The following is a 25,864-nucleotide window of genomic DNA, read 5'->3' as shown; positions in this document are numbered from 1 at the left end:
TGCCGGAAGAGCTACCCGGAGAACCAAGGCGCAAGTGCAGCGGGCGGAGCTCGCTACAATCGGGTGGCTAACGAGAGCGGCGCTGATTTGGCAAGCGTTGCGAGAGAAAATCGCCCGGACCCTGCAGGACGGTACGCGCATGTGGCAGGATTTATTCAGATGCAGAACCGGCATTCACCTTTCATGACCTGCGAGGCGAGGCGCGTCCGATGACGAATCGTTCTGCTGCACCCCTACCCGAGAGGCCGCCCCAGGGCGACTGGCATGCGTTGCCCTGCGGGCAGGTCGAGCGGGAATTCGGGACCGGTCCGGCAGGGCTGGGCGACGCCGAGGTGCGGGCGCGGCTGGATCGCTACGGCCCGAATCGGCTGGCCCCGCCCAAGCGCCGCGGGCCGCTGCAGCGGTTCCTGCTGCAGTTCCACAACATCCTGCTCTACGTGATGATGGGCGCCGCCGTCATCACCGCCTTGCTGGAACACTGGATCGACACCGGCGTGCTGATGATGGCGGTGATCATCAACGCGATCATCGGCTTCATCCAGGAAGGCAAGGCGGAATCCGCGCTCGATGCGATCCGTGCCATGCTCTCGACACGCGCCACGGTGATCCGTGACGGCCAGCGCCAGGAGATCGACGCCGGGGCGCTGGTGCCGGGCGATGTCGTCGTGCTGAGCTCGGGTGACCGCGTGCCGGCCGACCTGCGACTCGTCGCGGTGACCGAGCTGCGCGTCGAGGAGGCCGCGCTGACGGGCGAATCCCTGCCGGCGGAAAAGGCCGTCGACGCCGTGGCCGTCGCGGCGCCGCTCGGCGATCGCCAGAACATGGCCTACTCGGGGACGCTGGTCGTCCATGGGGTAGGGCGCGGCATCGTCGTCGCCACCGGTGCCGATACCGAACTCGGCCGGATCAACCGGATGCTGGCCGACATCGGCCGTCAGACGACTCCGCTGCTGCGTCAGGTGGACCATTTCGCCCGCGTGCTGGCGATGGTCATCCTCGGCCTTTCGGCGCTGACCTTTCTCCTCGGCACCGTTTGGCGCGGGCATGGCGCGGCGGAGATGTTCATGATGGTGGTGGCGCTGGCCGCTTCGGCAATCCCCGAGGGCCTGCCCGCGATCATGACCGTGACCCTGGCGATGGGCGTGCAGCGCATGGCGCGCCGCAACGCGATCATCCGCCACCTGCCTGCGGTGGAGGCGCTCGGCGCGGTGACGGTGATCTGCTCGGACAAGACCGGCACGCTGACGCGCAACGAGATGACGGTGCAGCGCGTGGTCTGCACCGGCCACGTGTTCGACGTCGGCGGCGTCGGTCATGCGCCGGTGGGCGACCTCAGCATCGATGGCCGCATCATCGACCCCGAGCAGTATCCCGCCTTGACGATGGCGATCCGCGCTGGCGTGCTGTGCAACGATGCCCGCCTGTACGAGGACGACATGCTGTGGCGGATCGAGGGCGACCCCACCGAAGCCGCGTTGCTCGTGCTCGGCGGCAAGGCCGGTTTCAGCCAGCATCTCGCCCACGCTGCGTGGCCCCGGCTCGACACCCTGCCCTTCGAATCGCAGCACCGCTTCATGGCCACCCATCACCGCGACAGTGAGGACGCCTCGTGGATCTTCGTCAAGGGGGCGCCGGAAGCCGTGTTCGACATGTGCGCCAGCCAGCTCGGCCATGACGGCGAACAGGCGCTGGAAATTGACGACTGGCGACGCATGGCGACCGACACCGCGGCGCAAGGCCTGCGCCTGCTCGCCCTGGCCTGCCGGCGTGCGGCGCCGCAGGGCTCGAGCCTGGGCTTCGCGGATATGCAGGGCGGTTTCGTGCTGCTCGCCCTGGTCGGCATCATCGATCCGCCGCGCGAAGAGGCGGTGCGGGCGGTCGGCGACTGCCACCACGCTGGCATCCGGGTCAAGATGATTACCGGCGACCACGCCGAGACCGCGCGCGCGATCGGTGCGCAACTGGCGATCGGCGCGGGCAAGCCCGCGATCACGGGCGCGGAGCTGGAGATGATGGACGACGCTGCGCTGCGTCGCGTGGCGATGGAGATCGACGTCTTCGCGCGCGCGGCGCCGGAGCACAAGCTGCGCCTGGTGCAGGCGCTGCAGGACGACGGCCAGGTGGTGGCGATGACCGGCGACGGGGTCAACGATGCTCCCGCGCTCAAGCGCGCCGACGTCGGCGTGGCGATGGGCCTGAAGGGCACCGAGGCCGCCAAGGAGGCCGCCGACATGGTGCTCGCCGACGACAACTTCGCCACCATCGCGCAGGCGGTGCGCGAAGGCCGCGCGGTCTACGACAACCTGAAGAAGTTCATCCTCTTCATGCTGCCCACCAATGGCGGGGAAGCCCTGGTGGTGATCGCCGCGATCCTGTTCGAACTCACCCTGCCGCTCACCCCCGCGCAGGTGCTGTGGATCAACATGGTCACCTCCAGCACCCTCGGCCTGGCGCTGGCCTTCGAGCCTGCCGAGCGGGGCATCATGAACCGTTCGCCGCGACCGCCCGCTGAGGCCTTGCTCAGCGGTTTCTTCGTGTGGCGGGTGCTGATGGTGTCGCTGCTGATGATGAGCGGCGCACTGGGGCTGTTCCTGTGGGAGCTGAACGCCGGCACCCGCGTCGAGACCGCGCGCACGATGGCGGTCAATGCCGTGGTGGCGGCGGAGATGTTCTATCTGCTCAACAGCCGCTTCATCCTGCGCCCGGTGATAAGTCGCGAGGGGCTTGCGGGCAATCCCTGCGTCCTGGTCGCGATCGCCGCCTGCATTCCCCTGCAGCTCGCCTACACGCACGCGCCGCTGCTGCAGGGCATCTTCGGGTCGGCGGCGCTGAGCCCGGTCGAATGGTGCAAGGTGATCGGCGCCGGCCTGCTGGTGTTCAGCGTCGCCGAGCTGGAGAAGGCCGTGGTCAGGCGCAGCGGGCTGGCAGGGCGGCTTGGCCTGGCGTGAGCCCCCGGCACCCGCAGGGCGCGGGTGCATGCCGGGTGAACCATGCGACCTTCGGAGAATTTCGCGCTCGACCACATATCCAGGGAATCTGGCATTGAACTTGCTGTGATAAATTCCGTATCGCACCGGGGTCTGCCGCAGCACCCCCCGACCTCACCACCACGTCCGAACCGACCTGCCGTTCGATCCCTCTTCGATGCTGCTCGCCGCCCTCATTTTCCTTCCCTTCCTCGGCAGTCTGGTCGCGGCCCTGATGCCGCAGGACGCCCGCAACCGCGAGTCCTGGCTGGCGATCGCGGTGGCGGTGGGCGGGATGGCGATCGTCGCCATGCTGTTGCCGCAGATCGCCGGCGGCGAGGTCGTGCGCGCGGAGTTCGCCTGGCTGCCGGCGAACGGGCTGCACTTCGTGCTGCGGGTCGATGGTCTGGCGTGGGTGTTCGCCATGCTGGTGCTGGCGATCGGCCTGCTGGTGGTTCTCTACGCGCGCTATTACATGTCGCCGGCAGATCCGGTGCCGCGCTTCTTCGCTTTCCTGCTCGCCTTCATGGGCTCGATGCTGGGGGTGGTGTTGTCGGGCAACCTGGTGCAGCTGGTGGTGTTCTGGGAACTCACCAGCCTCACCTCCTTCCTGCTGATCGGTTACTGGCACCACCGCGCCGACGCCCGCCGCGGCGCGCGCATGGCGTTCACGGTGACGGCGAGCGGCGGCCTGTGCCTGCTCGCCGGGGTGCTGGTGCTCGGCCACATTGTCGGCAGCTACGACCTCGACACGGTGCTCGCCGCCGGCGACACCGTCCGCGCTCACGAGCTCTACCGGCCCGCGCTGGTGCTGATCGCGCTCGGCGCACTGACCAAGAGCGCCCAGTTTCCCTTCCACTTCTGGCTGCCGCACGCGATGGCGGCGCCCACCCCGGTGTCGTCCTACCTGCACTCGGCGACGATGGTGAAGGCGGGGGTGTTCCTCCTCGTGCGCCTGTGGCCGGCGCTCGCGGGCACGCCGGAATGGACCTGGATCATCGGCGGCGCGGGGGTATGCACCCTGCTGATCGGTGCCTTCGTCGCCATCTTCCAGCACGACCTCAAGGGCTTGCTGGCGTATTCGACGATCAGCCACCTCGGCCTGATCACGGTGCTGATCGGCATCGGCACGCCGCTGGCGATCGTCGCCGCGATCTTCCACATCCTCAACCACGCCACCTTCAAGGCCTCGCTGTTCATGGCCGCCGGCATCATCGACCACGAATCGGGCACCCGCGACCTGCGCCTGCTGCGCGGCCTGCGCCATTCGTTGCCGGTGACCGCGACGCTGGCGATCGTCGCCAGCGCGGCGATGGCGGGGGTGCCGCTGCTGAACGGCTTCCTGTCCAAGGAGATGTTCTTCGCCGAGACGCTGCACGTCGGCGGTGACCGCAACTGGTGGATGTCGTACGCCGCGGTGGCGATGGGCATGTTCAGCGTCGCCTACTCGCTACGCTTCATCTCGGTGTTCTTCGGCGCGCCGGCCCAGGGCCTGCCGCGCGAGCCGCACGAACCGCCGCGCTGGATGCGTTTTCCGGTCGAACTGCTGGTGCTCGCCTGCCTCGTCGTCGGCATTGCCCCCGGGGTCAGCATCGGGCCGCTGCTGCACCTCGCGGTGGTGGCGACCCTGGGCGAGGCGACGCCGGACTACGACCTGGCGGTGTGGCACGGCGTGAACCTGCCGCTGCTGATGAGCGTGGGCGCGCTCGTCGGCGGGGTGCTGCTCTACGCGGTGCTGCGCCGCCACTTCGACCTCGCGCAGCGCGAGCGCGTGCCGCTGATCCACCGCTTCAACGGCGCCCAGACCTATGAGACCACCATGCTGCAGCTCACCCGCAGCGCGGAGTGGCTGCTGCACCGCGTCGGCACGCGCCGGCTGCAGCCGCAGTTGCTGCTGCTGATGGCGGCGCTGCTGGGGGGGCCGCTGCTGCTCGCCGGCGCGCCGCCGGCGTGGACCGCGCTCCCGCTGCAGGACTTCGACCCGCTCTTCGCCGGCCTCTGGGCGATCGGCGCCGGCTGCGCCGTGGCCGGGGCGTGGATGGCGAAATACCACCGCCTCGCCGCGCTCGCGCTCGTCGGCGGCACCGGCATCGTCACCGCGGCGACCTTCCTGTGGCTGTCGGCGCCCGACCTCGCGCTGACCCAGCTGATGGTGGAGACGGTGACCACGGTGCTGATCCTGCTCGGCCTGCGCTGGCTGCCGCCGCGGCTCGAGTCGATCGCCGGCCCGGTCCAGCCGCTGTGGCGGGTGTGGGCGCGCCGTGCGCGCGACCTCGCGCTCGCGCTCGGCGGCGGAGTGGCGCTGGCGGCGCTGACCTATGCGGTGCTGGTGCACCCGGCCTCGGACACGATCGCCGACTTCTTCCTCCTCAATGCCCTCGGCGGCGGCGGGGGCAGCAACGTGGTGAACGTGCTGCTGGTGGACTTCCGCAGCTTCGATACCCTGGGTGAGATCACCGTGCTTGCGATCGTCGCGCTCACCGTCTATGCCCTGCTGCGCCGCTTCCGCCCGGCGCCCGAGAGCGCGGGCATTCCGCCGCAGCAGCGCTTCGAGGCCGATCCGGCGAGCGGGCAGAGCCCCGCCGAGCAGGCCAACAGCGGCTACCTGCTGGTGGCGGGCATCTATCTGCGCCTGCTGCTGCCCTTCATGGGGGTGATCGCGGTGTATTTCTTCATGCGCGGCCACAACCTGCCCGGTGGCGGCTTCGTCGCCGGCCTCATCTTCGCGGTGGCGATCCTGGTCCAGTACATGCTCGCCGGCACGGTGTGGGTCGAGAGCCACGTGCATCTGCGCCCGCACCGCTGGCTCGGCTTCGGCCTGCTGCTGGCGTGCGCCACCGGCCTCGGTGCCTGGTGGTTCGGCCATCCCTTCCTCACCACCCATACCGCCCATGTGGACTGGCCGCTGGTGGGCGAACTGCACCTGCCGAGCGCCTTCGTGTTCGACCTCGGCGTGTTCGCAACGGTGGTCGGGACCACGATGCTGATGCTGGTGGCGCTCGCCCACCAGTCGCTGCGGGGGCATCGCCAGCCCGGCGAAGAAGTGGCGGCGGATGGATCGGCGGCGGCGGACGGGGGGCGGACTTGATGGAAGCGGTGTTTGCGATCGCCGTCGGCGTGGTGTTCGGCGCGGGAATCTGGCTGATCCTGCGCCCGCGCACGTTCCAGCTCATCACCGGGCTGCTGCTGATGTCCTATGCGGTCAATCTGTTCATTTTCGCGATGGGGCGGCTGTGGGTGGACAAACCCCCGATCACGCCCGCCCCGGGCATCGACCCGGCGCAGTTCGCCGACCCGCTGCCGCAGGGCCTGGTGCTGACCGCGATCGTGATCGGCTTCGCCACCACCGCGCTCTACCTGGTGATGATGATCGGCGCGCGCGGCCTGTCGGGCAGCGACCACGTCGATGGCGAGGAGCCGCGGCAATGAGCTCTCTGCCCTGGGTGAACCACCTCATCATCGTCCCCGTGCTGCTGCCGCTGGTGGTGGGGGCGCTGATGATCCCGATCCACCAGAAGCGCCACGGGCTCAAGTTCGCCCTCGGCCTGGCGAGCGGGATGCTGCTGTGGGTAGTCGCGCTCGCGCTGCTGGTGCTGGCCGACGGCGGGCACTGGCCGGGCGGCATCGGCGTGTATCTGGCCGCCAACTGGGCGGCGCCGTTCGGTATCGCGCTGGTGGCCGACCGCCTCTCGGCGCTGATGCTGGTGCTCACCGCGACGATCGCGCTCGCCGTGCTGGTGTTCTCGGCGCGGCGCTGGGACCGCGTCGGGGTGAGCTTCCATCCGCTCTTCCAGTTCCTGCTGATGGGGCTCAACGGCGCCTTCCTGACCCACGACCTGTTCAACCTCTTCGTGTTCTTCGAGGTGATGCTGGCGGCCTCCTACGGCCTCGTGCTGCACGGCTACAACCTGCGCCGCATCCAGGCCGGGATGCAGTACCTCGCGGTGAACCTGGTGGCTTCGCTGCTGTTCCTGATCGGGGTGGCGCTGATCTACGCCGCCACCGGCACGCTCAACATCGCCGACCTCGGCGCCCGCGTGGCCCTGCTCGGGGCGCAGGACGCCTGGCTGCTGCAGATCGGCGCGGTGGTGCTGGCGCTCGCCTTCCTGACCAAGGGCGCGATGTGGCCGCTCGGCTTCTGGCTGCCCACCACCTACGCCTCGGCCTCGGCGCCGGTGGGGGCGATGCTGGTGCTGATGACCAAGGTCGGCGTGTATGCGGTGCTGCGGGTGTGGCTGGCGGTGTTCGGCGATGGCGGCGCGGGGGACGGGGACGCTGCGCACGCCCTGGAAGGCTTCGGTTTCGCCGCGCTGATGGTCGGCGGCATGGCGACCCTGCTGTTCGGTGCGATCGGCATGCTCGCGAGCCAGGACGGCGGGCGTATGGCGGGCTACGGCGCGATCGTGTCCTCGGGCACGCTGCTCGCGGTGATCGGCCATTCGGGCGGCGCGGTGCTGGCTTCGGGGCTGTACTACCTGCTCGGCTCGACGCTGGCGATGGCGGCGTTCATGCTGCTGATCGAGCTCACCGAGCGCATCCGGCCGCCGGGCGCGGCACTGCTGGCGATCACGATGGAGGCCTTCGCGATCGAGGACAAGCCCGAGGATCCGGTCGGAGTCGGCATTCCCGGTACCCTCGCCTTCCTCGGCCTGAGCTTCGCCGCCTGCGCCCTGGTGATCGCCGGGATGCCGCCGCTGGCGGGCTTCGTCGCCAAGTTCAGCCTCTTCCACGCGATGCTCGCCGCGTCATCGGACAAGGTGCCGGCAATGACCTGGCTGCTGATCGCGCTGATGGTGGTCGGCGGGCTGGCGGCGATCATCGCGCTGATGCGCCTGGGGGTGCGCACCTTCTGGGCCGCGGGCGTGGTCACGCCGCCGCGCCTGCAGTTTTCCGAAGCGGTGCCGGTGGGCGCGCTGGTGATGCTGTGCGTGCTGCTGACGGTGCAGGCGGGCACGGTGTTCGAATACCTCGGGCGCACCACCGAGGGGCTGCTGCGCGGCGGCGACTACACCGTGCGCGTGCTCGGCGAGCCCGCCGTGCAGCGGCTTCCGGCCGCGGAGGGGGGGCGATGAGACGCTGGCTGCCTTCACCGCTGCTGTCGCTGGCGCTGCTGGCGATGTGGCTGCTGCTCAACCAGAGCGCGGAGCCGGCGCACTGGCTGCTTGGTGCCGTGCTCGGCATCGTCGCGCCGCTGCTGTCGCGCCCGCTGCAGCCGCATGGCCATGCGCGCATCCGCCGCCCGCTGGCGCTGGCCCGGCTGCTGTGGATGGCCGCGATCGAGATCGTGCGCTCCTGCGTCAACGTCACCCAGATCATCCTGCTGCGCCGCTCGGCCGACGTGAACTCGCAGTTCATCCGCGTACCGCTCGACCTGAAGAGCCCCCACGGCCTGGCGCTGCTGTCCTGCCTGATCAATTCGACCCCCGGCACGGTGTGGGTGGAAATCCTCCCCGAGCGCTACGAACTGCTGCTCCACGTCTTCGACCTGCACGACGAGGCGTGGTGGGTGGAGACCATCAAGACGCGTTACGAACAGCCCATCATCGAGGTGTTCGAGACGCCCGAAGCCCGAGGAGACCGGAGATGACGACGGCGACGCTGCTCTCGGCGGCGATTTTTTTCGCGCTCGCCTGCGTGGTGCTGGCGATGCTGCTGTGCACGCTGCGCCTGATGATCGGCCCGTCCGCGCAGGACCGCGTGCTCGCGCTCGACACGCTGTGGATGTGCGTGATGGTGCTGGCGCTGCTGCTGGGCATCCGCCACGGCAGCCAGATCTATTTCGAAGCGGCGCTGATCATCGCCCTGCTCGGCTTCGTGTCCACGATCGCGCTTGCCAAGTTCCTGATGCGCGGGGAGGTGATCGAATGAACGGCGCCGAATCCCTACCCTGGTGGGCGGCCGTCCCGGTCGCCTTCCTGCTGGTGCTGGGCGGCTTCATCACCGTCATCGGCACGCTCGGCCTGGCGCGGCTGCACAGCTTCTACCAGCGCATCCACGGCCCGGCGATCACGATCGCGCTCGGCGCCGGCTGCATCCTGGTGGCGTCGATGCTGTACTTCACCGTGACCCAGTCGCGCCTCGTGATCCACGAACTGCTGATCAGCGGCTTCGTGCTGATGACCGCGCCCGTGGTGTCGATGCTGATCATGCGTGCGGCGGTGTATCGGGACCTGCGCGCCGCCCGCGAGGCGGATGCGGGGGGCGACGCAGGCAGCCCCTGAATCAGGCGAGCGGTTTTGCTTTCCGCGCCGCATACCACAGGCTTGCGGCCACCGCGCAGGCGAGGAGGGTGGCGACCACCGCCAGCGACACCAGCACCGGAACCTTCACCCACTCGACGATCAGCATCTTGGTGCCGATGAAGACCAGGATCGCCGCCAGCCCGTACTTGAGCAGCTCGAAGCGGTCGCCGAGATCGGCGAGCAGGAAGTACATCGCGCGCAGGCCGAGGATGGCGAACAGGTTCGAGGTCAGCACGATGAAGGGGTCGGTGGTGATGGCGAAGATTGCCGGGATGCTGTCGACGGCGAAGATCACGTCCGAGATCTCGACCAGCACCAGGGCGAGGAACAGCGGCGTCATCCAGCGCACGCCGTCGCGGATCACGAAGAAGCGTTCGCCTTCGAGCTTCTCGGTGATCGGGTAATGGTTGCGGATCCAGCGGATGAAGGGGTTCTTTTCCAGGTCGGGGTCGTGCTCGGAGAACCACGCCATCTTGATCCCGGTGACGACGAGGAAGGCGCCGAAGAAGTAGAGCAGCCAGTGGAACTCGGTGATCAGCCAGCTGCCGGCGAAGATCATCACCGTGCGCAGCGCGATCGCGCCGACGATGCCGTACAGCAGCACGCGGCGCTGCAGCTCGAGCGGTACGGCGAAGAAGCTGAAGATCATCATCCAGACGAAGACGTTGTCGACCGCGAGCGATTTCTCGACCAGGTAGCCGGTGACGAAGGCGAGCGTCTTCTCGTTGGCCAGGGCGCGTCCCAGCGTGCCGTCGAGGTACCACCACAGCCCGCCGGCGAACAGCAGCGAAACCGTCACCCAGGCGAGCGACCAGCCCGCCGCTTCCTTCAGCGACACCCGGTGCTGCCTGCCGCCGCCGCAGGCGAACAGGTCCACCAGCAGCATCGTTGCCACGATGGCGGCAAAGGCCGCCCACATCCACCACGTTCCGATCGATTCCATCGCGCGCTCCGCACAAGACAAAAAGGGCCTGTTCCCGAAGGACACAGACCCTTGGCGCTACTTTGCGCGCACGGACCTTGCCCTCGGGCAAGGTCTCGCTTGCAACGAACTCGTTGCCTGCAGCACCGGGAGACTGTCTGTGACAGTCCTGCCGTGATGACGACGCTGCAGCGTGAAAAGCTACTCCCCTTGATGGAGCGCGAGTGTAGGTCGCGCCGCGGCAAAGTCAAGAGGTGCGGTAGCCCCGGCCCCTTCCCGGCGGTCGACATGCCAATCCATCTCGGGCATGATCGATTTCGTCCCAACGGATCAAGGATTGCGCGGGGTGCCATGCACTCCGCCTTATGAGTCGTTTTTTCGCCCCCCGGAGAATTCTCTCCGCATCCCCGGACGATGGAAACCGCCCGTCTCCGGAAGACGCTCCAGGTTGGTGCCGTCCCTGGTCCGTACAACGCTTGTCCCCGCACATGAAACGCACGAAGCCTGCCGTGACCGGGCTCGTCGGGCTCGCCTCGCGCCTTTGCGGCGATTCCGGGCGCGTTTCCTGCCGTCTTTTTTCGGCCATGCCTGCGGGCCGCTCCCCGCTCGCCCCTGCTCCTGCCCCCACTCCTACGCCCTTCGCTGACCTCACACCATGGAAATTGCCCTGCTGATCGCCCTCATCGTGCTCAACGGTGCTTTCGCGATGTCCGAAATCGCGCTCGTGACCGCGCGCCGCGCTCGACTCGCCCGGCTCGCGGAAGATGGAGACGGCGCGGCCCAGGTGGCGATGAAGCTCGGCGAGGATCCGACCCGCTTCCTGTCCACGATCCAGATCGGCATCACCTCGATCGGCATCCTCAACGGCATCGTCGGCGAGGCGGCCCTGGCGGGCCCGCTCGCCGACTGGCTGCAGTCGCTGGGGGTGGAGCAGCGCATCAGCGAAGTCGGCTCTACCGTCCTGGTGGTCGTGGTCATCACTTACGTCTCGATCGTGGTCGGCGAACTCGTGCCCAAGCGCATCGGCCAGATCAACCCCGAAGGCATCGCCCGTCTGGTGGCGCGGCCGATGAACGTGCTGGCCATCGCTTCGCGCCCCTTCGTCCATCTGCTGGCCGGTTCGACCGCGGTCCTGCTGCGCTTGATGGGCCAGCGCGAAACAGGTGGACCGAGTGTGACCGAGGAGGAGATCCACGCCCTGCTCAACGAGGGCTCGGAAGCCGGCGTCATCGAGAAGAGCGAACATGAGATGGTGCGCAACGTGTTTCGCCTCGACGACCGCCAGATCGGCTCGCTGATGGTGCCGCGTGCCGACATCGTCACCGTCGACGCCGATCGCCCGCTCGACGAGAACCTCGCCCTGGTGGCCGAATCGGCGCATTCCAGCTTCCCGGTATGCAGGAACGGGCTCGACGACATTCTCGGCATCGTCAGCGCCAAGCAGATCTTCGCCCAGATGCTGCGCGGCGAAACCGTCGATCTGACCAGGAATCTGCAGGCGCCGGTGTATGTGCCCGAATCGCTCACCGGCATGGAACTGCTCGACCAGTTCCGCGCCTCCGGCACCTATGTCGTCTTCGTGATCGACGAATATGGCGAGGTGCAGGGCATGGTGACCCTGCACGACGTCATCGAGTCGGTGACCGGCGAATTCCTGTCGCACGACACCGAGGAGGCATGGGCGATACAGCGCGAGGACGGATCCTGGCTGCTCGACGGGCTGATCCCGATCGTCGAGCTCAAGGACCGCCTGGGGATCAAGTCGGTGCCCGAAGAGGAGAAAGGCCGCTACCACACCCTGTCGGGCATGGTCATGTGGCTGCTCGGGCGTCTGCCGGGCACGGGCGACATCGCTACCTGGGAGAACTGGCGTTTCGAGGTCATCGACCTCGACGGCAAGCGCATCGACAAGGTGCTGGCGACACAACTGCCGGAACCCGCCCCCGAAGTCGCCGTCGACGCCGCCCCTCAGGCCCCTGCCCAGAGCTGAGCACTGCGCCGCCGCGGAACTCCGGTAAGCGGACCGTGAGGATAACCGGCCCAGTGAGCGCCGGGCGATTGTGTCAGGCGAAGGGGTCCGGATCCTGCATCCAGGCGGGAATGTCGCGCTGGCCGTGCAGTACGCGCCAGACTTGCTTGGCAAAATTTGGCAATGGGCGGAAAGGGCGGGGTGCGTTCAGCGCTGGCCGGGCGGGAGGGGGGCGCAAGGGCTCGGGCAGCTTCAGCGTGCCGGAATCGGAGAAGCGCATGCCGCCCAGCAGTCCGCCGGCGAGCCGGCCGCGCAGGGTGTAGGGCACTTCGGCGGCGGGCGTGCCTTCGAGCGCGTCGAGCGCCTGGCGGAGTACGGCGACGGCGGATACCGACACCGGGAGCTCGATCAGCGCTTCGCCGAAGCGCGGCACGCTGCCCTGGCGGTCGCTGACCCCGGTGGCGAAAGGCTTGTCGTTGAGGTCCAGCTCCAGCGTGAGACCGTCGAAATCGATCGCGCGCTCGTTCGGGTTCTGCACCCGCAGCTTCACCGCGAAGCGGATTTCCATGCCCTGGCCGGGCAACGGTTCGATGCCGACGACGTTGATCCGCAGCGGTTCGCGCAGCCCCAGGCTGGCACAACCGGCGAGGACGAGGACGAGCGCCACGAGCAGGGCGGCGGCAGGGCGGAGCGCAACGGGGAAGGCTGGGCGGAACATCGTGGGCTCCTTCGTCGACAGGGGCGGGGACATTCTACGTCCGGCTTCGCGTTGTTCGCTCGCGGCTGCCGGCGTTCCCGCCGGGGAATGGGTTTCAGCGTCGTGGCGGGCGGCTCAGATAGTCCAGCACCTCGCCCATCAGCGCATGGGTGGAGCGGAAATGGCCCGGCGCCGCGTCGAGGATCGCCGCCTCGTCCTCGATCCAGCGCGCCGGCACGAGTTCGTCGCGGCAGTTATCCACGATCGCGCGCAGCGTTTCGGCCGTCATTTCGAGGTGGAACTGCAGGCCGATCGTGCGCTCGCCGAGCTGGAAGGCCTGGTTGGCGCAGGCCGCGCTCGACGCCAGGCGGCGCGCGCCGGCGGGCAGCTCGAAGGTTTCGCCGTGCCAGTGCAGCACCGTGGTGCGCGCCGGAAAGCGGAAACAGGCGTTGTCTGCCGTGCCCGGCGGGGCAGCGACGGCCTCGATGTCGAACCAGCCGATTTCCTTCTCCGCGTTGCGCGACACCCGCGCGCCGTGTGCGCTGGCGATCAGCTGGGCGCCGAGGCAGATCCCCAGCACCGCCACCCCTTGCGCGGCGGCCTGCACGAGAAAGCGCTTTTCCGCGGCGAGCCAGGGGAATTCGGCCTCGTCGTTGACGCTCATCGGCCCTCCCATCGCCACCACCAGGTCGACGCCGGCGGGATCGGGCAGGGCGGCCGATGCGTAGAGGCGGCTGTAGCCGATGTCGGCGCCGCGCTCGGCGAGCCAGTGTTCGATGACGCCGGGGCCTTCAAACGGGACATGCTGGAGGATGTGGACTTTCATGTGCTTGTCTGCGGGTGTGGACGGGCGATGGAGGAGGGGCCGGGAACGGTATCGTAAGACCGGCCGTGGTTTCGAGGGGGCTGGCGCGGCGGTTCGCGAAAAATCGCCCGCGGTGAGCGCGGGGGTGGACAGGGGCGGGGCGTTCGGCCCAATCTGGACCCCTGCGGGAACGAAAGGGAGAACGGGTTCTGAAGACCGCAAACACCGCCCGCGGCGCGCCTGCCGCCGTGCCGGACGCGGCCCCGGCGATGCCTGCCGATGCGGCCGCGGGGGTCCGCCGCCTGTCCGCGCTGCGCGGCCTGCTGCCCTTCCTGCGCCCCTATCGCGGCCGGGTCGTGCTCGCCTTCGTGCTGCTGTGCCTGGGTTCGGTCACCCTGCTGGCGATGCCGGTCGTGTTCCGCGACCTGATCGACGCCGGCTTCGGCAAGGGGGAGACGGTGGAGGGCGCGCTGCTCGGCGGGATCGGCGGGGGGGGACGGTTCGTCGCGCTGTTCGTCCTCGCGGTGTTCTGGGCGGTGGTGGTGGCGGCGCGCTACTACGCGGTGTCGTGGGTCGGCGAGCGGGTGACTGCCGACCTGCGCTGCGCGGTCTATGCGCGTGTGCTGGGACAGTCGCCGCAGTTCTTCGAGACCTTGCAGACCGGCGAAGTGTTGTCGCGGCTGAGCGGCGACGCCACCCTGGTGCAGACCGTGGTCGGCAGCTCGGTGTCGATGGGGCTGCGCAGCCTGCTCCAGTTCATCGGCGGAATGGCGATGCTGGCGGTCACCAGCGTGCACCTGTTCGCCCTGATCTTCGGCCTGATGGTGCTGCTCGCGCTGCCGATCGCGGCGATCGGCCGGCGGGTGCGGGCATTGTCGCGCGAATCGCAGGACCGCATCGCCGACGCTTCCGCGCTGGCGGGCGAGATCCTCAACGCGATGCCCACCGTGCAGGCGTTCGTCCAGGAAGACAGGGAGGCGCGGCGCTTCGCCGAGCGCACCGAGACCAGCTTTCACACCGCGTTGCGGCGCACCCGGGTGCGGGCGCTGCTGGCCGCGCTGATCATCGCCGCGGTGATGGGCACGATCGTCTTCGTGCTGTGGATCGGCGCGCGCCAGGTGCAGGCCGGCGCCCTCAGCCTCGGTGAGCTGGGGGCCTTCGTCCTCTATGCCGGGCTGGTGGCGGGGGCGGCAGGCACGCTGGCCGAAGTGTGGGGCGAGGTGATGCGCGCCAGCGGCGCCACCGAGCGCCTGCTCGAGCTGCTGCAGGCCGAGTCGGCGATCCGCGAGGCGAGCGCGCCGCCGCCGCCGCCGCGGCAGGCGGCGCAGGTGGGGATCGTCTTCGACCATGTGAGCTTCGCCTATCCGGCGCGGCCCGGCGTGCGGGCGCTCGACAACATCTGCCTGGAAGTCGCGCCCGGCGAGCGGGTGGCACTGGTGGGGCCGTCGGGGGCGGGCAAGACCACGCTGTTCCAGCTCCTGCTGCGTTTCTACGACGTGTCGGCGGGCTGCATCCGCATCGATGGCGAGGACATCCGCGCGCTCGCGCTGCGCGACCTGCGCCGCGGCATCGCCTTCGTGCCGCAGGAGCCGGTGATCTTTTCCGCCAGCGCGCTGGAGAATATCCGCTACGGGCGGCCGACGGCGGGCGACGACGAAGTGGTCGCGGCGGCGCAGGCCGCTGCCGCCGATGCCTTCATCGCCCGCCTGCCCGAAGGCTACGCCACTTTCCTCGGTGAGCGCGGCACCCGCCTGTCCGGCGGCCAGCGCCAGCGCATCGCGATCGCGCGCGCGATCCTCGGCGGCGCCCGCCTGCTGCTCCTCGATGAGGCCACCAGCGCGCTCGACGCTGAATCCGAGGTCCTCGTCCAGCAGGGGCTGGCAGCGGCGATGGAAGGGCGCACCACGCTGATCATCGCCCACCGCCTGGCCACCGTGCAGCAGGTGGACCGCATCGTCGTCATCGACCACGGGCGCATCGTCGAGACCGGCACCGCGGCCGACCTGCGCCGTCAGGGCGGCCTCTACGCGCGCCTCGCGGCGTTGCAGCTGGCATCGTGAGCGGGTGCGGGGCGAGCGGTGCGATCCTGCGGCGCCGGCCCGGCTCATTTATCATCATCGGCGGTGCCGCCTTGCCGCCCGCTCTTCCCCCGACTTCGTCCGAGACGCTCCGATGCCCCGCTTCCTTCACACCGCCGACTGGCAGATCGGCAAGCTGTTCGGCCAGTTCGAGCCCGACGAAGCCGCGCTCCTTGCCGAGGAGCGCTTTGCCGCGGTCGAGCGCCTCGCCCGCCTCGCCCAGGAGCATGCGGTCGATGCGGTGCTGGTGGCGGGCGACGTGTTCGACGCCCAGACCGTCGCCGATCGCACCGTCCACCGCCTGTTCAACGCGATGGCCGGCTTTGCCGGGCGGTGGCTGCTGCTGCCCGGCAACCACGACGCCGCGCTCGCCGAGTCGGTGTGGACGCGCGCGGCGCGCCTGCACGCGATCCCGCCCAACGTCACCGTCTGCCTGGAGGCGCGGCCGGTGCTGCTCGAAGCGGCCGGGGCGGTGGTGCTGCCGGCGCCGCTGACCCAGCGCAATACCTTCAATGACCTCACCGAGTGGTTCGCCGGCGCCGACACTCCGCCCGCTTTGGTGCGCGTCGGCCTCGCCCACGGCAGCGTGCAGGGCATCCTCGCCGAGGACATCGACGCCGCCAACCCGATCGCCGCCGGCCGTGCCGCATCGGCCCGGCTCGACTACCTCGCGCTCGGCGACTGGCACGGCACGCGCCGGATCGATGCCCGCTGCTGGTACGCCGGCACCCCGGAGACCGACCGTTTCCGCGCCAACGATTCCGGCCAGGCGCTCCTCGTCGAGCTTGCCGCGCCCGGTGCGCTGCCCGCGGTCAGCGTGCTCGCCAGCGGGCGCTATCGGTGGCAGGCGCTCAGCGCCGAGCTGCAGGTGGCGAGCGACGTCGACCGCCTGCTCGCGGAGCTTGCCGGCTTCGGCGCGGACGACGTGGTCCAGCTCAAGGTCGGCGGCCGTACCGACCTCGCCGGCCACCGCCGCCTGAGCGATGCGCTCGGCCAGGCCCGGGGGCGTGCGCGCAGCCTGGTCGCCGAGCTCGGCGCGCTGCAGCTCGAACCGACCGTCGCCGACCTCGAGGGCCTCGCCGCCGACGGCTATCTGGGCGAAGTCATCGCCCGCTTGCAGGGCGCCCAGCACGGCGCCGAGCCGGCGGCGGCGCAGACCGCGCGCGACGCCCTGGTGCTGCTCGCCGGCCTTCTCGAACGCCGCGCCCCGGCCGCGGCCGCTTCTGCCACTGCGCCCGGAGGGGACCGATGAAGCTCACCCGCATCCGCGTCGACCAGTTCCGCCAGTTCCGCAGCGCGCTCGAAATCGACGGCCTCGATGCCGGCCTGAACCTGTTCACCGGCCCCAACGAGGCGGGCAAGAGCACCCTGGTCGCCGCCATCCGCGCCGCCTTCTTCGAGCGCCACCGCTCCGCCAGCGTCGACGATCTGCGCCCCTGGGGCGATCCCGCCGCCGCGCCCACGGTGGCGCTCGACTTCGAGCTGGACGGCCAGCCCTGCCGGCTGGTGAAGACCTTCCTGGCGAAAAAGCGCTGCACGCTGCAGATCGGGGGTGAGACGCTCGATGGCGAGGAGGCCGAAAACCGCCTCGCTGCGCTACTCGGCTTCCAGCACGCCGGACGCGGCGCGAGCAAGGCCGAACACTGGGGCATTCCGGGACTGCTGTGGATCGAGCAGGGCGGCGCGCAGGCGCTGCGCGAAGCGGTTGGCCATGCCGGCGACCATCTGCGCGGCGCGCTCGAAGGCGCGCTCGGCGAAGTCGCCGCCAGCGGCGGCGACGCCCTGCTTGCCACCGTGGAGGCGCAGCGCGCCGAACTGCTCACCGAAGCCGGCGGCCGTCCGCGTGGCGCCTACAAGGAGGCGCTCGAAGCCGAGGTCGCCCTGGCCGGTGAGCTGGGCGCGCTCGATGAGGCGATCGCCCGCTACCGCCAGCGCGTCGATGCGCTCGCCGCGCTGCGCGCCGAACATGCCGCCGACGAGGCGGAGCAGCCCTGGCGTGCGTTCCGCACCCATCAGCAGGCGGCCGCCGAGCGTCTGGCGGCCGTCCGCGAGCGCGAGGCGATGCTCGCCGCGACCCGTACGCGCGCGGCCCAGGTCGATGCCCAGCTCGCCCTGCTGCGCAGCCAGGTGGACGGCTTCGCGCGCGAGGACGAGGCTGCCGCCGCCCGCACCGCCGCGCTCGAGGCTGCGCGCGCGGCGCTCGACAGCGCCCGCGCGCCGCTCGAACAGTGGACGGTACGGCGCGCCCAGGCCGCGCAGGCGTTGGAGACGGCGCGTGCCGCCCTGCGTGCGGCGCGCCAGGCCGAAGCCCGCGACAGCCTCGCGCGCGAGGCCGCCGCCAGCCGCACCGGTCACGCCGCCAGCGCGACCCAGCTGGCGCGCGCCGAAGCCGCCCACGCCCAGGTGCTGGCGCTGCAGCATGCGGTGGCGGCGAACGAGCTGCGTCCGGCCGACCTCGAGACCCTGCGCACCCAGGACCGCGCGCTCGCCGACCTACGCCTGCAGCAGGCGGCGGCGGCCACCCGGCTCGTCTATGTGCTGGAGCCGGGGTGCAGTCTCGAACTCGACGGCGACACCCTGAGCGGTGCCGGCGAACGCCGGCTGCTTGCCGCCGCCAGCCTCGCCCTGCCCGGCCTCGGCCGCCTGCAGATCGCTCCCGGCGGCGCCGACCTTGCCGCGCTCGCCGCCCGTGGCGCCGACCTCGAAGCCCGCCAGCAGGCCTTGCTCGTCCGTCTCGGGCTGGGTTCGGTGGACGCCGCCGAGCGCCGCCAGCTCGAGCACGCGCGCCTCGGCGGCGAGCTCGCCACCGCCCAGGCCACCCTGGATGCGCTCGCTCCGGGCGGCATCGATGCGCTGCGCGCGGAACATGCCCGCCTGCAGGCGCGGGCCGCCGAGGCCGCGCAGGCGCTCGCCCGCCTCGCCGCCTCCGCCGCGGCGGAGGCCGGCGCGCCCGCCGCTTCCGCTGCCGCTTCCGCTGCCGCTTCCGTCGCCGAGGCCGAGGCGGCCGAGGCGGCCGCCGCCCACGCGCTCGCCGCGATCCAGGAGGGGCTGCACCGCGCCCAGCTCGCCGCCGCCAATGCCGAAACCGCGCTCGCCGCCGCCGCGCGCGAACTTGCCGCCGCCCGCGCCCAGCTTGCGGCCCCGGAACGTGCCCGCCGCGCCGCCGCAGCGAGCGTCGCCCTCACCGATGCACGCGCCGAGCAGCTCACCCTGGCCGCCCGCAGCGAAGCGCTCGCGGCCGAAATCGCCGCGGCCCGCCCCGACATCCTGGAACAGGACGTCGATCGCTTCCGCAGCAGCGCCGAGCAGCTCGAAAAGCGCCATGCCGAGCGCCGCGACCAGCTCGTGCGCCTCGAAATCGAGCTCCAGAGCGAGGGCGCCCAGGGGCTGGAGGCGCGCCGCGCCGAATGCGCCCGCGACCACGCCCGGGCCGCCCGCCGCGCCGCCGAGCTGCGCCGCCGGGCGCAGGCGCTCGATCTGCTGCGCAGCCTGCTGCGCGATCAGCGCCGCGCCCTCACCCGCCGCCTGCAGGCACCGCTGCAAAAGCACCTCAACCGCTACCTGCAGCTGCTGTTCCCGCACGCCTGCGTCGACATCGACGACGACCTCGTTCCCGGCCCGCTCACCCGCCCGCTCGCCGGCGCCGGCGGAGGCCTCGAAACCGGCGACTTCGAGGCCCTGAGCTTCGGCGCACGCGAGCAGATGGGCGTCCTCAGCCGTCTCGCCTATGCCGACCTGCTCGCCGAAGCGGGCCGGCCGACGCTGGTGATCCTCGACGATGCGCTGGTGCACAGCGATGCCGAGCGCCTGGCGCAGATGAAGCGGGTGCTGTTCGATGCCGCCACCCGCCACCAGATCCTGCTGTTCACCTGTCACCCCGCCGCGTGGCGCGACCTGGGCACGGGGGCGAGGTCGCTGGCGGCGCTGCGCGGGCTGAACGCCGTCGTCTAATATGCAGGAGGGGCACCCGCCGCGCGTGCGCAAGGCACGGCGGCGGATGTGTTGCCGGCGCCCGGGCCGCAGGAGAACGCCGCGGCGGTGGCCGTGTCCCATCGTGCATAGGGATCGAGGATTGCAACCGACTCCGGGGGATTCACCGTGAAACCCTTGCCCCGCCGCTTTTCCCCCATCCGCGTGCTGTTGCCGGTCGTGCTGCTCGGTGCGCTCGCCGGCGCGGTCGCGTTCGGCCTGCAGGATCAAAAGACGCCCATCCGGGTGGTCGCGATCGCCGATGAAACCGCGGGCGAATTCGACCCGGTGTCCATCCCCGAGCGCTACCCCGTCGCGCTCGGCAGCGTCGGCTCGGCGCGGGTAGCGGGCGCGCCCCCGCTGCAGTATCCGTTCCTGTGCGAGAGCGCGCGCTCGGGGCTGGGCCAGCCGCGGGTCGACAACCGGCGTGGCCACGGCGTTGCGGTGTACGCCGAGCGCGCGGACGGCGAACGCACTGATCGCCTCATCGGCTTCAGCCGCGACTGCGGGGTCGCGACCCGGGTCGATTACTACTACAAGCCCATCGGCGCGGCGCACTTCCTGCCCTGGACGCCGGCGGCGGGCGACGTCGAGCTGATCGCGCACGGCGCCCGCCGCGTGCCCTTCATCGTCCGCCTCGAGCGTGGCACGCTGAACCGCTTCCTCTACGCCATTGCGGTCCTCGCCGACCCCGGCGAAGATCCCGCGGCGCCGGACGGGCGCTACTGGAACCGGCGCCTGGTCTATCTGTTCGGCGGTGGGGTCGGCATCGGCCGACGGCAGGGGCGGCTGTCGCTGAGCAAGGTGCTCGACCGCAACCACGAGATCCTCGCCCAGGGCTACGCGCTGGCGACGTCGACCGGCAATCACACCAGCAACCACTACAACATCGGCCTCGCCGGGGATACCGCGCTGCGGGTGAAGCGCCAGTTCGCCGCGCGCTACGGCGCGCCGCTGCACACGATCGGCCTCGGCGGCTCGGGCGGCGGGCTGCAGCAATACCTGTTCGCCCAGAACCTGCCCGGCCTGATCGATGGCGCGATCGCGCAGTACGCTTACCCGGACATGGTCACGCAGACGATCCATGTGCTCGACTGCGAGCTGCTCGAATACTACTTCGACGTTGCCGCTGCCGACCCGGCGTACTGGCGCGATCATCGGCGTCGGCGCGCGGTCGGCGGGCTCAACGCCCTCGACGGCGCCGCCAACCGCTTTGCCGCGCTCTATCCGCCCAACTTCCTGCTCCAGGGGCGCTGGCCGCGGCTGCCGACGGGAGCGAGCGAGTGCGTCCAGGGGTGGCGCGGGCTGACGCCGCTGGTGCTCAATCCGCGCTTTACCCCGCTCGCCCGCCACTATGCCGACGACGTGGTGGAGGCGGTGAACTGGACCTACTGGGACGATCTGGTGTCGATCTACGGCCGCGATGCCAGCGGCCACGCGCGCCGCACCTGGGACAACGTCGGCGTCCAGTACGGGCTGCAGGCCTTGCGCAGCGGGGCCATTTCGGCGGCGGCCTTTCTCGACCTGAATGCGCGCATCGGCGGCTGGAAGCCCGCCGCGCAGATGGCGCCGGAACGGCTATGGCGGCTGTTCGACGGCGCGCTGCCGGTATGGCTGTCGATGTGGGGCGCGCACAACATGGAACGTGCCGCGGGCCACGGCCCCGCTCCGCGCAGCCGCGGCGATGCCGAGGCCATCGCCGCGGCGTATCGCAGCGGGCAGGTGTTCATGGGGTATCTGGACATTCCGGTGATCGATGTCCGTCATGACCTCGAGGCGCAGCTCAACATGCATCACCTCAGCGCCTCGTTCGCGACCCGGCTGCGGATCGAGCGTGCGCTGGGCGACAGCGCGCGGCAGCTGATCTGGGTTGCCGAACCGGGTTTCGATCCCACCCTGGAGGCCCTGCGGGTGATGGACGAATGGGTCGGGGCGGTGCGCGCGCAGCCACGGCGCGGGGTCGCCGGCAACCGCCCGGCGCGCGCCGACGATGCGTGTTTCGATGCCCGCGGGGGGATCATCGCCCGTGGCCAGGGGGTCTGGGACGGGGACTGGAACGGCGCCGCGCCGGGAGCGTGCACGCGCGCCATGCGCAGCTTCGGCACTTCGCGCAGCGCGGCCGGAGGGCCGCTCGCCGGCGATCTGTTCCAGTGCCACCTGCAGGCGGTGGAGGCGGCGGTCGCGGCCGGGGTGTACCACCCGGTGGACATGCGTCCTCATGCCGCTCGCCTGAGGGAGATTTTCCCCGAAGGAGTCTGCGATTACCGCCGGGGAGATGCGGGGCGGCCGGCGGGTGCGGGCGCTGGTGTGGCGGTGCGCGGGCGCTGAGTGCGCCGGCGCCGGCCTCAGCGCCCGGGGTTGGCGTCGCCGCCGTGCTGGTTGTGTTCGATGAGGCGATCGAGGAGGGCGCTCAGCGTCGCCCGCTCCTCGTCGTCGAGGCAGGCGAGGATCTGCTCGTTGCGGCGGTGGACGTACTCCATCGTCCGCGCCCAGACCTGCTGCCCGGCGGCGGTGAGGGTGAGCACCACGCCCCGCCCGTCCTCGGTGCTGTCGTCCTTGCGCACCAGGCCCTGGTCGACCAGGGCCTGGGCGGCGCGGCTGGCCTGGCTCTTGTTGAGATGGGAGCGGCTCGCCAGCTCCTTGATCGACAGCGGGGCGAAGCTGCCGATCGCGGCGAGGCTGCGCCCGTCGCTCAACGACACGCCGACCGCCTCCGCGTAGCCGGGCGCGCTGGCGCGCTCGATGTCCTTGCGCAGGAGGTTGAAGCGGTAGGTGAAGGTGCGCTCGAGCGGCGGCACCGGGGCGTGCCGCGGGCGGTCGGAGTGGGGCATGGGGGCAAGGGCGTGGAGGAAAGCGGGGATTTTATCGGTGTTCGGCGTGCGGCCGGCCCGGGCGACCCGGGGGCGCCCGGGGTCCCGGAGCGCTCCCGGTCCGGGCGGACGAGGCGTCAGAGGTCGTTCAACGCGGCCTGCAGGTGCTGCTGGAAGAGGCCGGCGTCGCCCAGCGCGTTGGCGTTGAGGAGGGCGAGCTTGACCAGGAAGAGCTCGGCCTTGTCCTGCCCGGCCTGGTCGATGGCGGTGGCGAGGGCGTCGTACACCGTTTCCAGTCCGGCGATGTCCAGCGTCTTGGTGGGTGTCATGGTCGGTTCTCCTTATTGCGGCAGGGCGGTGTCGAGGGCGGCGTGCAGGCGGGTGGCGTCGAGCGTCAGCCAGCGTGCGCAGACGTGCTGGTCGGGGCGCAGCAGGTAAGCGCCGCCGCCGGCCTGGATGCCGTAGCGGCGGCGGAAGTGGCCGTCGGCGTCGGCGAGGGTCAGGTCGGCGCCGGCGACGGGCGCGGGCGCGCCGACCGCGATCACTTTCAGCGCCACGCCGCGCGCGCGCGCGGCCGCGACCACGTCCTGCAGCGGTGCGGGAATGGCCGCTGCCGCGGTGAAATAGAGCAGGTCGAAGCCGCCGCCGAGGTGGTCGAGGAGGAAGTCGTCGGCCGCCAGGCGGATGTTCTGCGGCGGCGCGCCGTGGGCGGGGCCGGCGGTAAACAGCGCGTTGTCGTCGCCGGCGCTGTTGAGCATCGAACGGGTGTACTCGTGCGGGCGCGAAGTGCGCCAGTGGTACAGCGGGCGGACGAAGGCTTCGCTCAGCGACAGCGACAGCACCGCGTCGCGCAGCAGGCGGAAGCCGCGCGACGGCGGGGTCATGAAGCGCGTGCTCTTGCCGGCCTCGTCGATGATTTCGCGGGCGGCGCCGACGCGCTCGGCGCTGTAGTTGGCGAGCAGCTTCGTGCCGGCCAGGCCCCGAATGACGAAGGCGAGCTGCCAGCCCAGCGATTGGGCATCCTGGAAGGCGGTGTTGGCGCCGCGCACGCCGAAGATCGGCAGCAGGTGGGCGGCATCGCCGGTGAAGATCACGCTGCCATGGACGTAGTCAGGCAGGGTCAGGGCGCGTGCGGAGTACACCGAGCTCCAGTCCAGTTCCCATTCGGCGCCGGGGTGGCCGATCATCGCCAGCTGGGCGTCGATGCGCGCTTTCAGCGATTCGGGGCGCAGTGCCTCCTCGGGGGTCTCGCCGGGCGGCAGCTGGTAGTCGACGCGCCAGATGCCGTGCGGCTCGCGATGCATCAGGATGGTGTTGCCCGGGTTCCAGTCGGGGTCGAAGAAGGCCAGGCGCTCGGTCGGCAGCGGCAGGTCGATGCGGATGTCGGCGATGACGAACAGGCCCTCGTAGGAGGCCCCTTCCATCTGCAGGCCGAGCGCGGTGCGGATGCCCGAGCGGCCGCCGTCGGCGGCGACCACCCAGTCGGCGTCGAGCGTGTAGGGCCCGGCCGGGGTGTCGATCCCGACCCGGGCGTAGCCTTCCATCTGGTCCACGCGGGTGACCTTGTTGCCCCAGCGCACCTCGATCAGCGGGCTGGCCGCGCAGGCCTCGAGCAGGTATTCCTCCAGGTACTGCTGCTGGAGGTTGAGCATCGGGAAGAAGCGGTCGTCGGGGTCGTGCGGCGCTTCCATGCGGAACACGCGCTGGCCGCGGTAATAGGAGTTGCCGAAGCGCCACGGCAGGCCGTTTTCGGTCATCCGCGCGGTGACCCCGAGCTGCTGCAGGATTTCCATCGAGCGGCGGGTGAACACGATCGCGCGGCTGCCTTGCGAGACCTGCAGCTCGGCGCTCGCGACCACGCTGGGCACGCCGTGGCGGGCGAGTTCGAGGGCGGTGACCATGCCCGCCGGGCCGGCGCCGACGATCAGTACCTTGCTGCGCTGCCGGGGCGGATGGGCGGACGGCAGCCAGGGCGCGTGCACCCGGTAGTCGTAGTAGATCGACGGGCGCGGTTCGGTGGTCGGGGTATGCATCGTGGGCTCTCCTTGGGGGCGGGGGCGGGCAATCTTGTTTTGGTTGCGCGTGCAACTATAAGGATGAAAAGTTGCGCGCGCAACCAGATATCCCGCCCGCCATGACCCGGATCAAAAGCGGTGCACGTTTCCGTCCCCTCACCACCCTTTCCGGTACGCGCGCGGCGCCGGCCGGCGCTTCCCGCGTGCGCTGCGGAGCCGGGCGCCGGGTCAGGCTGCGCGCACCAGGCCGCGCTCGAGCTCGGCGATGCGTCGCGCGCCGGTGAGGATCATCGTGCGTTCGAGCTCGGTGGCGATCAGCTCGAGCACCGCGGTGGCACCGGCTTCGCCATCGACCGCCAGCCCGTAGAGCAGCGGGCGGCCGAGAAACACGCCGCGGGCGCCGAGGGCGAGCGCCTTGGCGACGTCGAGCCCGCTGCGAAAACCGCTGTCGACGAACACCGGCAGGCGGTCCTCGACCGCATCGAGCACCGCTTCCAGCGCGCCGATGGTGGACATCGCGCCGTCGAGCTGGCGGCCGCCGTGGTTGGAGACGATCAGCCCGTCGACGCCGCGAGCGCGCGCCTGGCGCGCATCCTCGGGGTGGAGCACGCCTTTGAGCAGCAGCGGTCCGTCCCACAGCCGGCGCAGCCAGTCCAGGCTGTCCCAGCTCAGGCTGCGGTCCATCTCGCGGCTGAGGAGGGCGGCCTGCAGCTGCAGAGTGTCGCTGCCTTCCTCTTCGGCGAGGTTGACGAAGCCGGGCATGCCGTGGGCGATGAAGCGCAGCAGCCAGCGCGGCCGCGTCGCCAGGTTGGCGAGGGTCGCGGGTGAGGGGCGGAACGGCATCTTGAAGCCGTTGCGCACGTCGCGTTCGCGATAGCCGCTGACCGGCACATCGACGGTGAGCACCAGCGCGCGGTAGCCGGCGCGCCGCGCCCGGCGCACCATCTGCTCGGCGATGGCGCGTTCGCCCATGACGTAGAGCTGGAACCAGTTGAGCGCGGACGACGGCTGGACGACGGCCTCGAGGCGCGCATTCGACGCCGTCGACAGCACGAACGGGACGCCCGCGGCGGCGGCGGCGCGCGCCAGCAGGACGTCGCCCTGCGGCCGGGTGAGGCCGTTGAAGCCCATCGGTGCGATCGCGAACGGCCGCTGCCAGGTTTCGCCGAACACTTCGATCCGGGTGTCGAGTCCGCGGGTGTCGCGCAGCACCCGCGGCAGCATCGCCAGGCGGTCGAGCCCGCCGCGGTTGCGCTGCAGGCAGTCGCCGCGCTCGGCGGCGCCGTCGACGTAATCGAACACGAAGCGTGGCAGGACCGCGCGCGCGGCGCGCCGGTAGTCTTCAACGTTGAGTTTCATCGGGGCCCCGGATCCATGGATGAGGCGGCCAT

General features: G+C 70.7%; 18 protein-coding genes and 1 pseudogene. 12 read left to right on the top strand and 7 right to left on the bottom strand.

Annotated elements, in window-relative coordinates; all coding sequences use genetic code 11:
• Positions 1-209 precede the first annotated feature (209 nt).
• From MXC99_RS12310 to mnhG, 7 genes are all read left to right on the top strand, one after another.
• A complete protein-coding gene (locus MXC99_RS12310) occupies positions 210-2,948 on the top strand; it encodes a cation-transporting P-type ATPase (RefSeq protein ID WP_247725732.1) in 2,739 nt (912 codons plus the stop codon).
• A gap of 196 nt (positions 2,949-3,144) precedes the next feature.
• Positions 3,145-6,054: a monovalent cation/H+ antiporter subunit A gene (locus tag MXC99_RS12305; protein ID WP_247725731.1), complete on the top strand. Its 2,910-nt coding sequence runs from the start codon at positions 3,145-3,147 to the stop codon at positions 6,052-6,054.
• Positions 6,054-6,395, top strand: coding sequence for a Na+/H+ antiporter subunit C (locus MXC99_RS12300; RefSeq protein ID WP_247725730.1), 342 nt, complete (start codon positions 6,054-6,056; stop codon positions 6,393-6,395). The genes MXC99_RS12305 and MXC99_RS12300 overlap by 1 nt, the downstream gene beginning before the upstream one ends.
• A complete protein-coding gene (locus MXC99_RS12295; protein WP_247725729.1) occupies positions 6,392-8,038 on the top strand; it encodes a monovalent cation/H+ antiporter subunit D in 1,647 nt (548 codons plus the stop codon). Before MXC99_RS12300 ends, MXC99_RS12295 begins: the two co-directional genes overlap by 4 nt.
• The gene (locus tag MXC99_RS12290; protein WP_247725728.1) at positions 8,035-8,553 is read left to right on the top strand and encodes a Na+/H+ antiporter subunit E; all 519 of its coding nucleotides are present in this window, start codon (positions 8,035-8,037) and stop codon (positions 8,551-8,553) included. Before MXC99_RS12295 ends, MXC99_RS12290 begins: the two co-directional genes overlap by 4 nt.
• Positions 8,550-8,834, top strand: a complete 285-nt coding sequence (locus tag MXC99_RS12285; protein ID WP_107219499.1) for a K+/H+ antiporter subunit F — start codon at positions 8,550-8,552, stop codon at positions 8,832-8,834. Before MXC99_RS12290 ends, MXC99_RS12285 begins: the two co-directional genes overlap by 4 nt.
• The gene (gene mnhG, locus MXC99_RS12280; RefSeq protein ID WP_247725727.1) at positions 8,831-9,187 is read left to right on the top strand and encodes a monovalent cation/H(+) antiporter subunit G; all 357 of its coding nucleotides are present in this window, start codon (positions 8,831-8,833) and stop codon (positions 9,185-9,187) included. The genes MXC99_RS12285 and mnhG overlap by 4 nt, the downstream gene beginning before the upstream one ends.
• Before the next feature lies 1 nt (position 9,188).
• Here the strand turns inward: mnhG and MXC99_RS12275 are convergent, their stop codons facing one another.
• Complete coding sequence (locus MXC99_RS12275; protein WP_247725726.1) at positions 9,189-10,151, bottom strand: TerC family protein; 963 nt, start codon at positions 10,149-10,151, stop codon at positions 9,189-9,191.
• Positions 10,152-10,785: 634 nt separating this feature from the next.
• Between MXC99_RS12275 and MXC99_RS12270 the strand changes: the two genes are divergently transcribed.
• Positions 10,786-12,120, top strand: coding sequence for a hemolysin family protein (locus tag MXC99_RS12270; RefSeq protein ID WP_247725725.1), 1,335 nt, complete (start codon positions 10,786-10,788; stop codon positions 12,118-12,120).
• Between the two features lie 205 nt (positions 12,121-12,325).
• On the opposite strand, the pseudogene MXC99_RS12265 reads toward MXC99_RS12270, so the two are convergent.
• Together MXC99_RS12265 and MXC99_RS12260 are read right to left on the bottom strand one after the other, a co-directional pair.
• A pseudogene (locus tag MXC99_RS12265) lies at positions 12,326-12,817 on the bottom strand (LEA type 2 family protein); the annotation flags it as partial.
• A gap of 94 nt (positions 12,818-12,911) precedes the next feature.
• A complete protein-coding gene (locus MXC99_RS12260; protein WP_247725723.1) occupies positions 12,912-13,622 on the bottom strand; it encodes a type 1 glutamine amidotransferase in 711 nt (236 codons plus the stop codon).
• 248 nt (positions 13,623-13,870) lie between these two features.
• On the opposite strand from MXC99_RS12260, the gene MXC99_RS12255 reads away from it, so the two are divergent.
• From MXC99_RS12255 to MXC99_RS12240, 4 genes are all read left to right on the top strand, one after another.
• Positions 13,871-15,661, top strand: coding sequence for an ABC transporter transmembrane domain-containing protein (locus MXC99_RS12255; protein ID WP_247725722.1), 1,791 nt, complete (start codon positions 13,871-13,873; stop codon positions 15,659-15,661).
• Positions 15,662-15,773: 112 nt separating this feature from the next.
• On the top strand, positions 15,774-16,931 hold the full coding sequence (locus MXC99_RS12250; RefSeq protein ID WP_247725721.1) for a metallophosphoesterase family protein: 1,158 nt from the start codon (positions 15,774-15,776) through the stop codon (positions 16,929-16,931).
• The gene (locus MXC99_RS12245; protein ID WP_247725720.1) at positions 16,928-19,630 is read left to right on the top strand and encodes an AAA family ATPase; all 2,703 of its coding nucleotides are present in this window, start codon (positions 16,928-16,930) and stop codon (positions 19,628-19,630) included. The genes MXC99_RS12250 and MXC99_RS12245 overlap by 4 nt, the downstream gene beginning before the upstream one ends.
• A 147-nt stretch (positions 19,631-19,777) precedes the next feature.
• Positions 19,778-21,976: a DUF6351 family protein gene (locus MXC99_RS12240; RefSeq protein ID WP_247725719.1), complete on the top strand. Its 2,199-nt coding sequence runs from the start codon at positions 19,778-19,780 to the stop codon at positions 21,974-21,976.
• 17 nt (positions 21,977-21,993) lie between these two features.
• Here the strand turns inward: MXC99_RS12240 and MXC99_RS12235 are convergent, their stop codons facing one another.
• The 4 genes from MXC99_RS12235 to MXC99_RS12220 form a co-directional block, all read right to left on the bottom strand.
• Positions 21,994-22,479, bottom strand: coding sequence for a MarR family winged helix-turn-helix transcriptional regulator (locus tag MXC99_RS12235; protein ID WP_247725718.1), 486 nt, complete (start codon positions 22,477-22,479; stop codon positions 21,994-21,996).
• Between the two features lie 116 nt (positions 22,480-22,595).
• A complete protein-coding gene (locus MXC99_RS12230; protein WP_247725717.1) occupies positions 22,596-22,787 on the bottom strand; it encodes a hypothetical protein in 192 nt (63 codons plus the stop codon).
• Positions 22,788-22,799: 12 nt separating this feature from the next.
• Complete coding sequence (locus tag MXC99_RS12225) at positions 22,800-24,491, bottom strand: FAD-dependent monooxygenase (RefSeq protein ID WP_247725716.1); 1,692 nt, start codon at positions 24,489-24,491, stop codon at positions 22,800-22,802.
• Between the two features lie 210 nt (positions 24,492-24,701).
• Positions 24,702-25,832: an alpha-hydroxy acid oxidase gene (locus MXC99_RS12220; protein WP_247725715.1), complete on the bottom strand. Its 1,131-nt coding sequence runs from the start codon at positions 25,830-25,832 to the stop codon at positions 24,702-24,704.
• Positions 25,833-25,864 lie beyond the last annotated feature (32 nt).

It is taken from the genome of Thauera aromatica, assembly GCF_023093595.1.
Classification (GTDB): Bacteria; Pseudomonadota; Gammaproteobacteria; order Burkholderiales; family Rhodocyclaceae; genus Thauera; species Thauera aromatica_A.
This window is presented reverse-complemented; position numbering and strand designations above follow the sequence as displayed.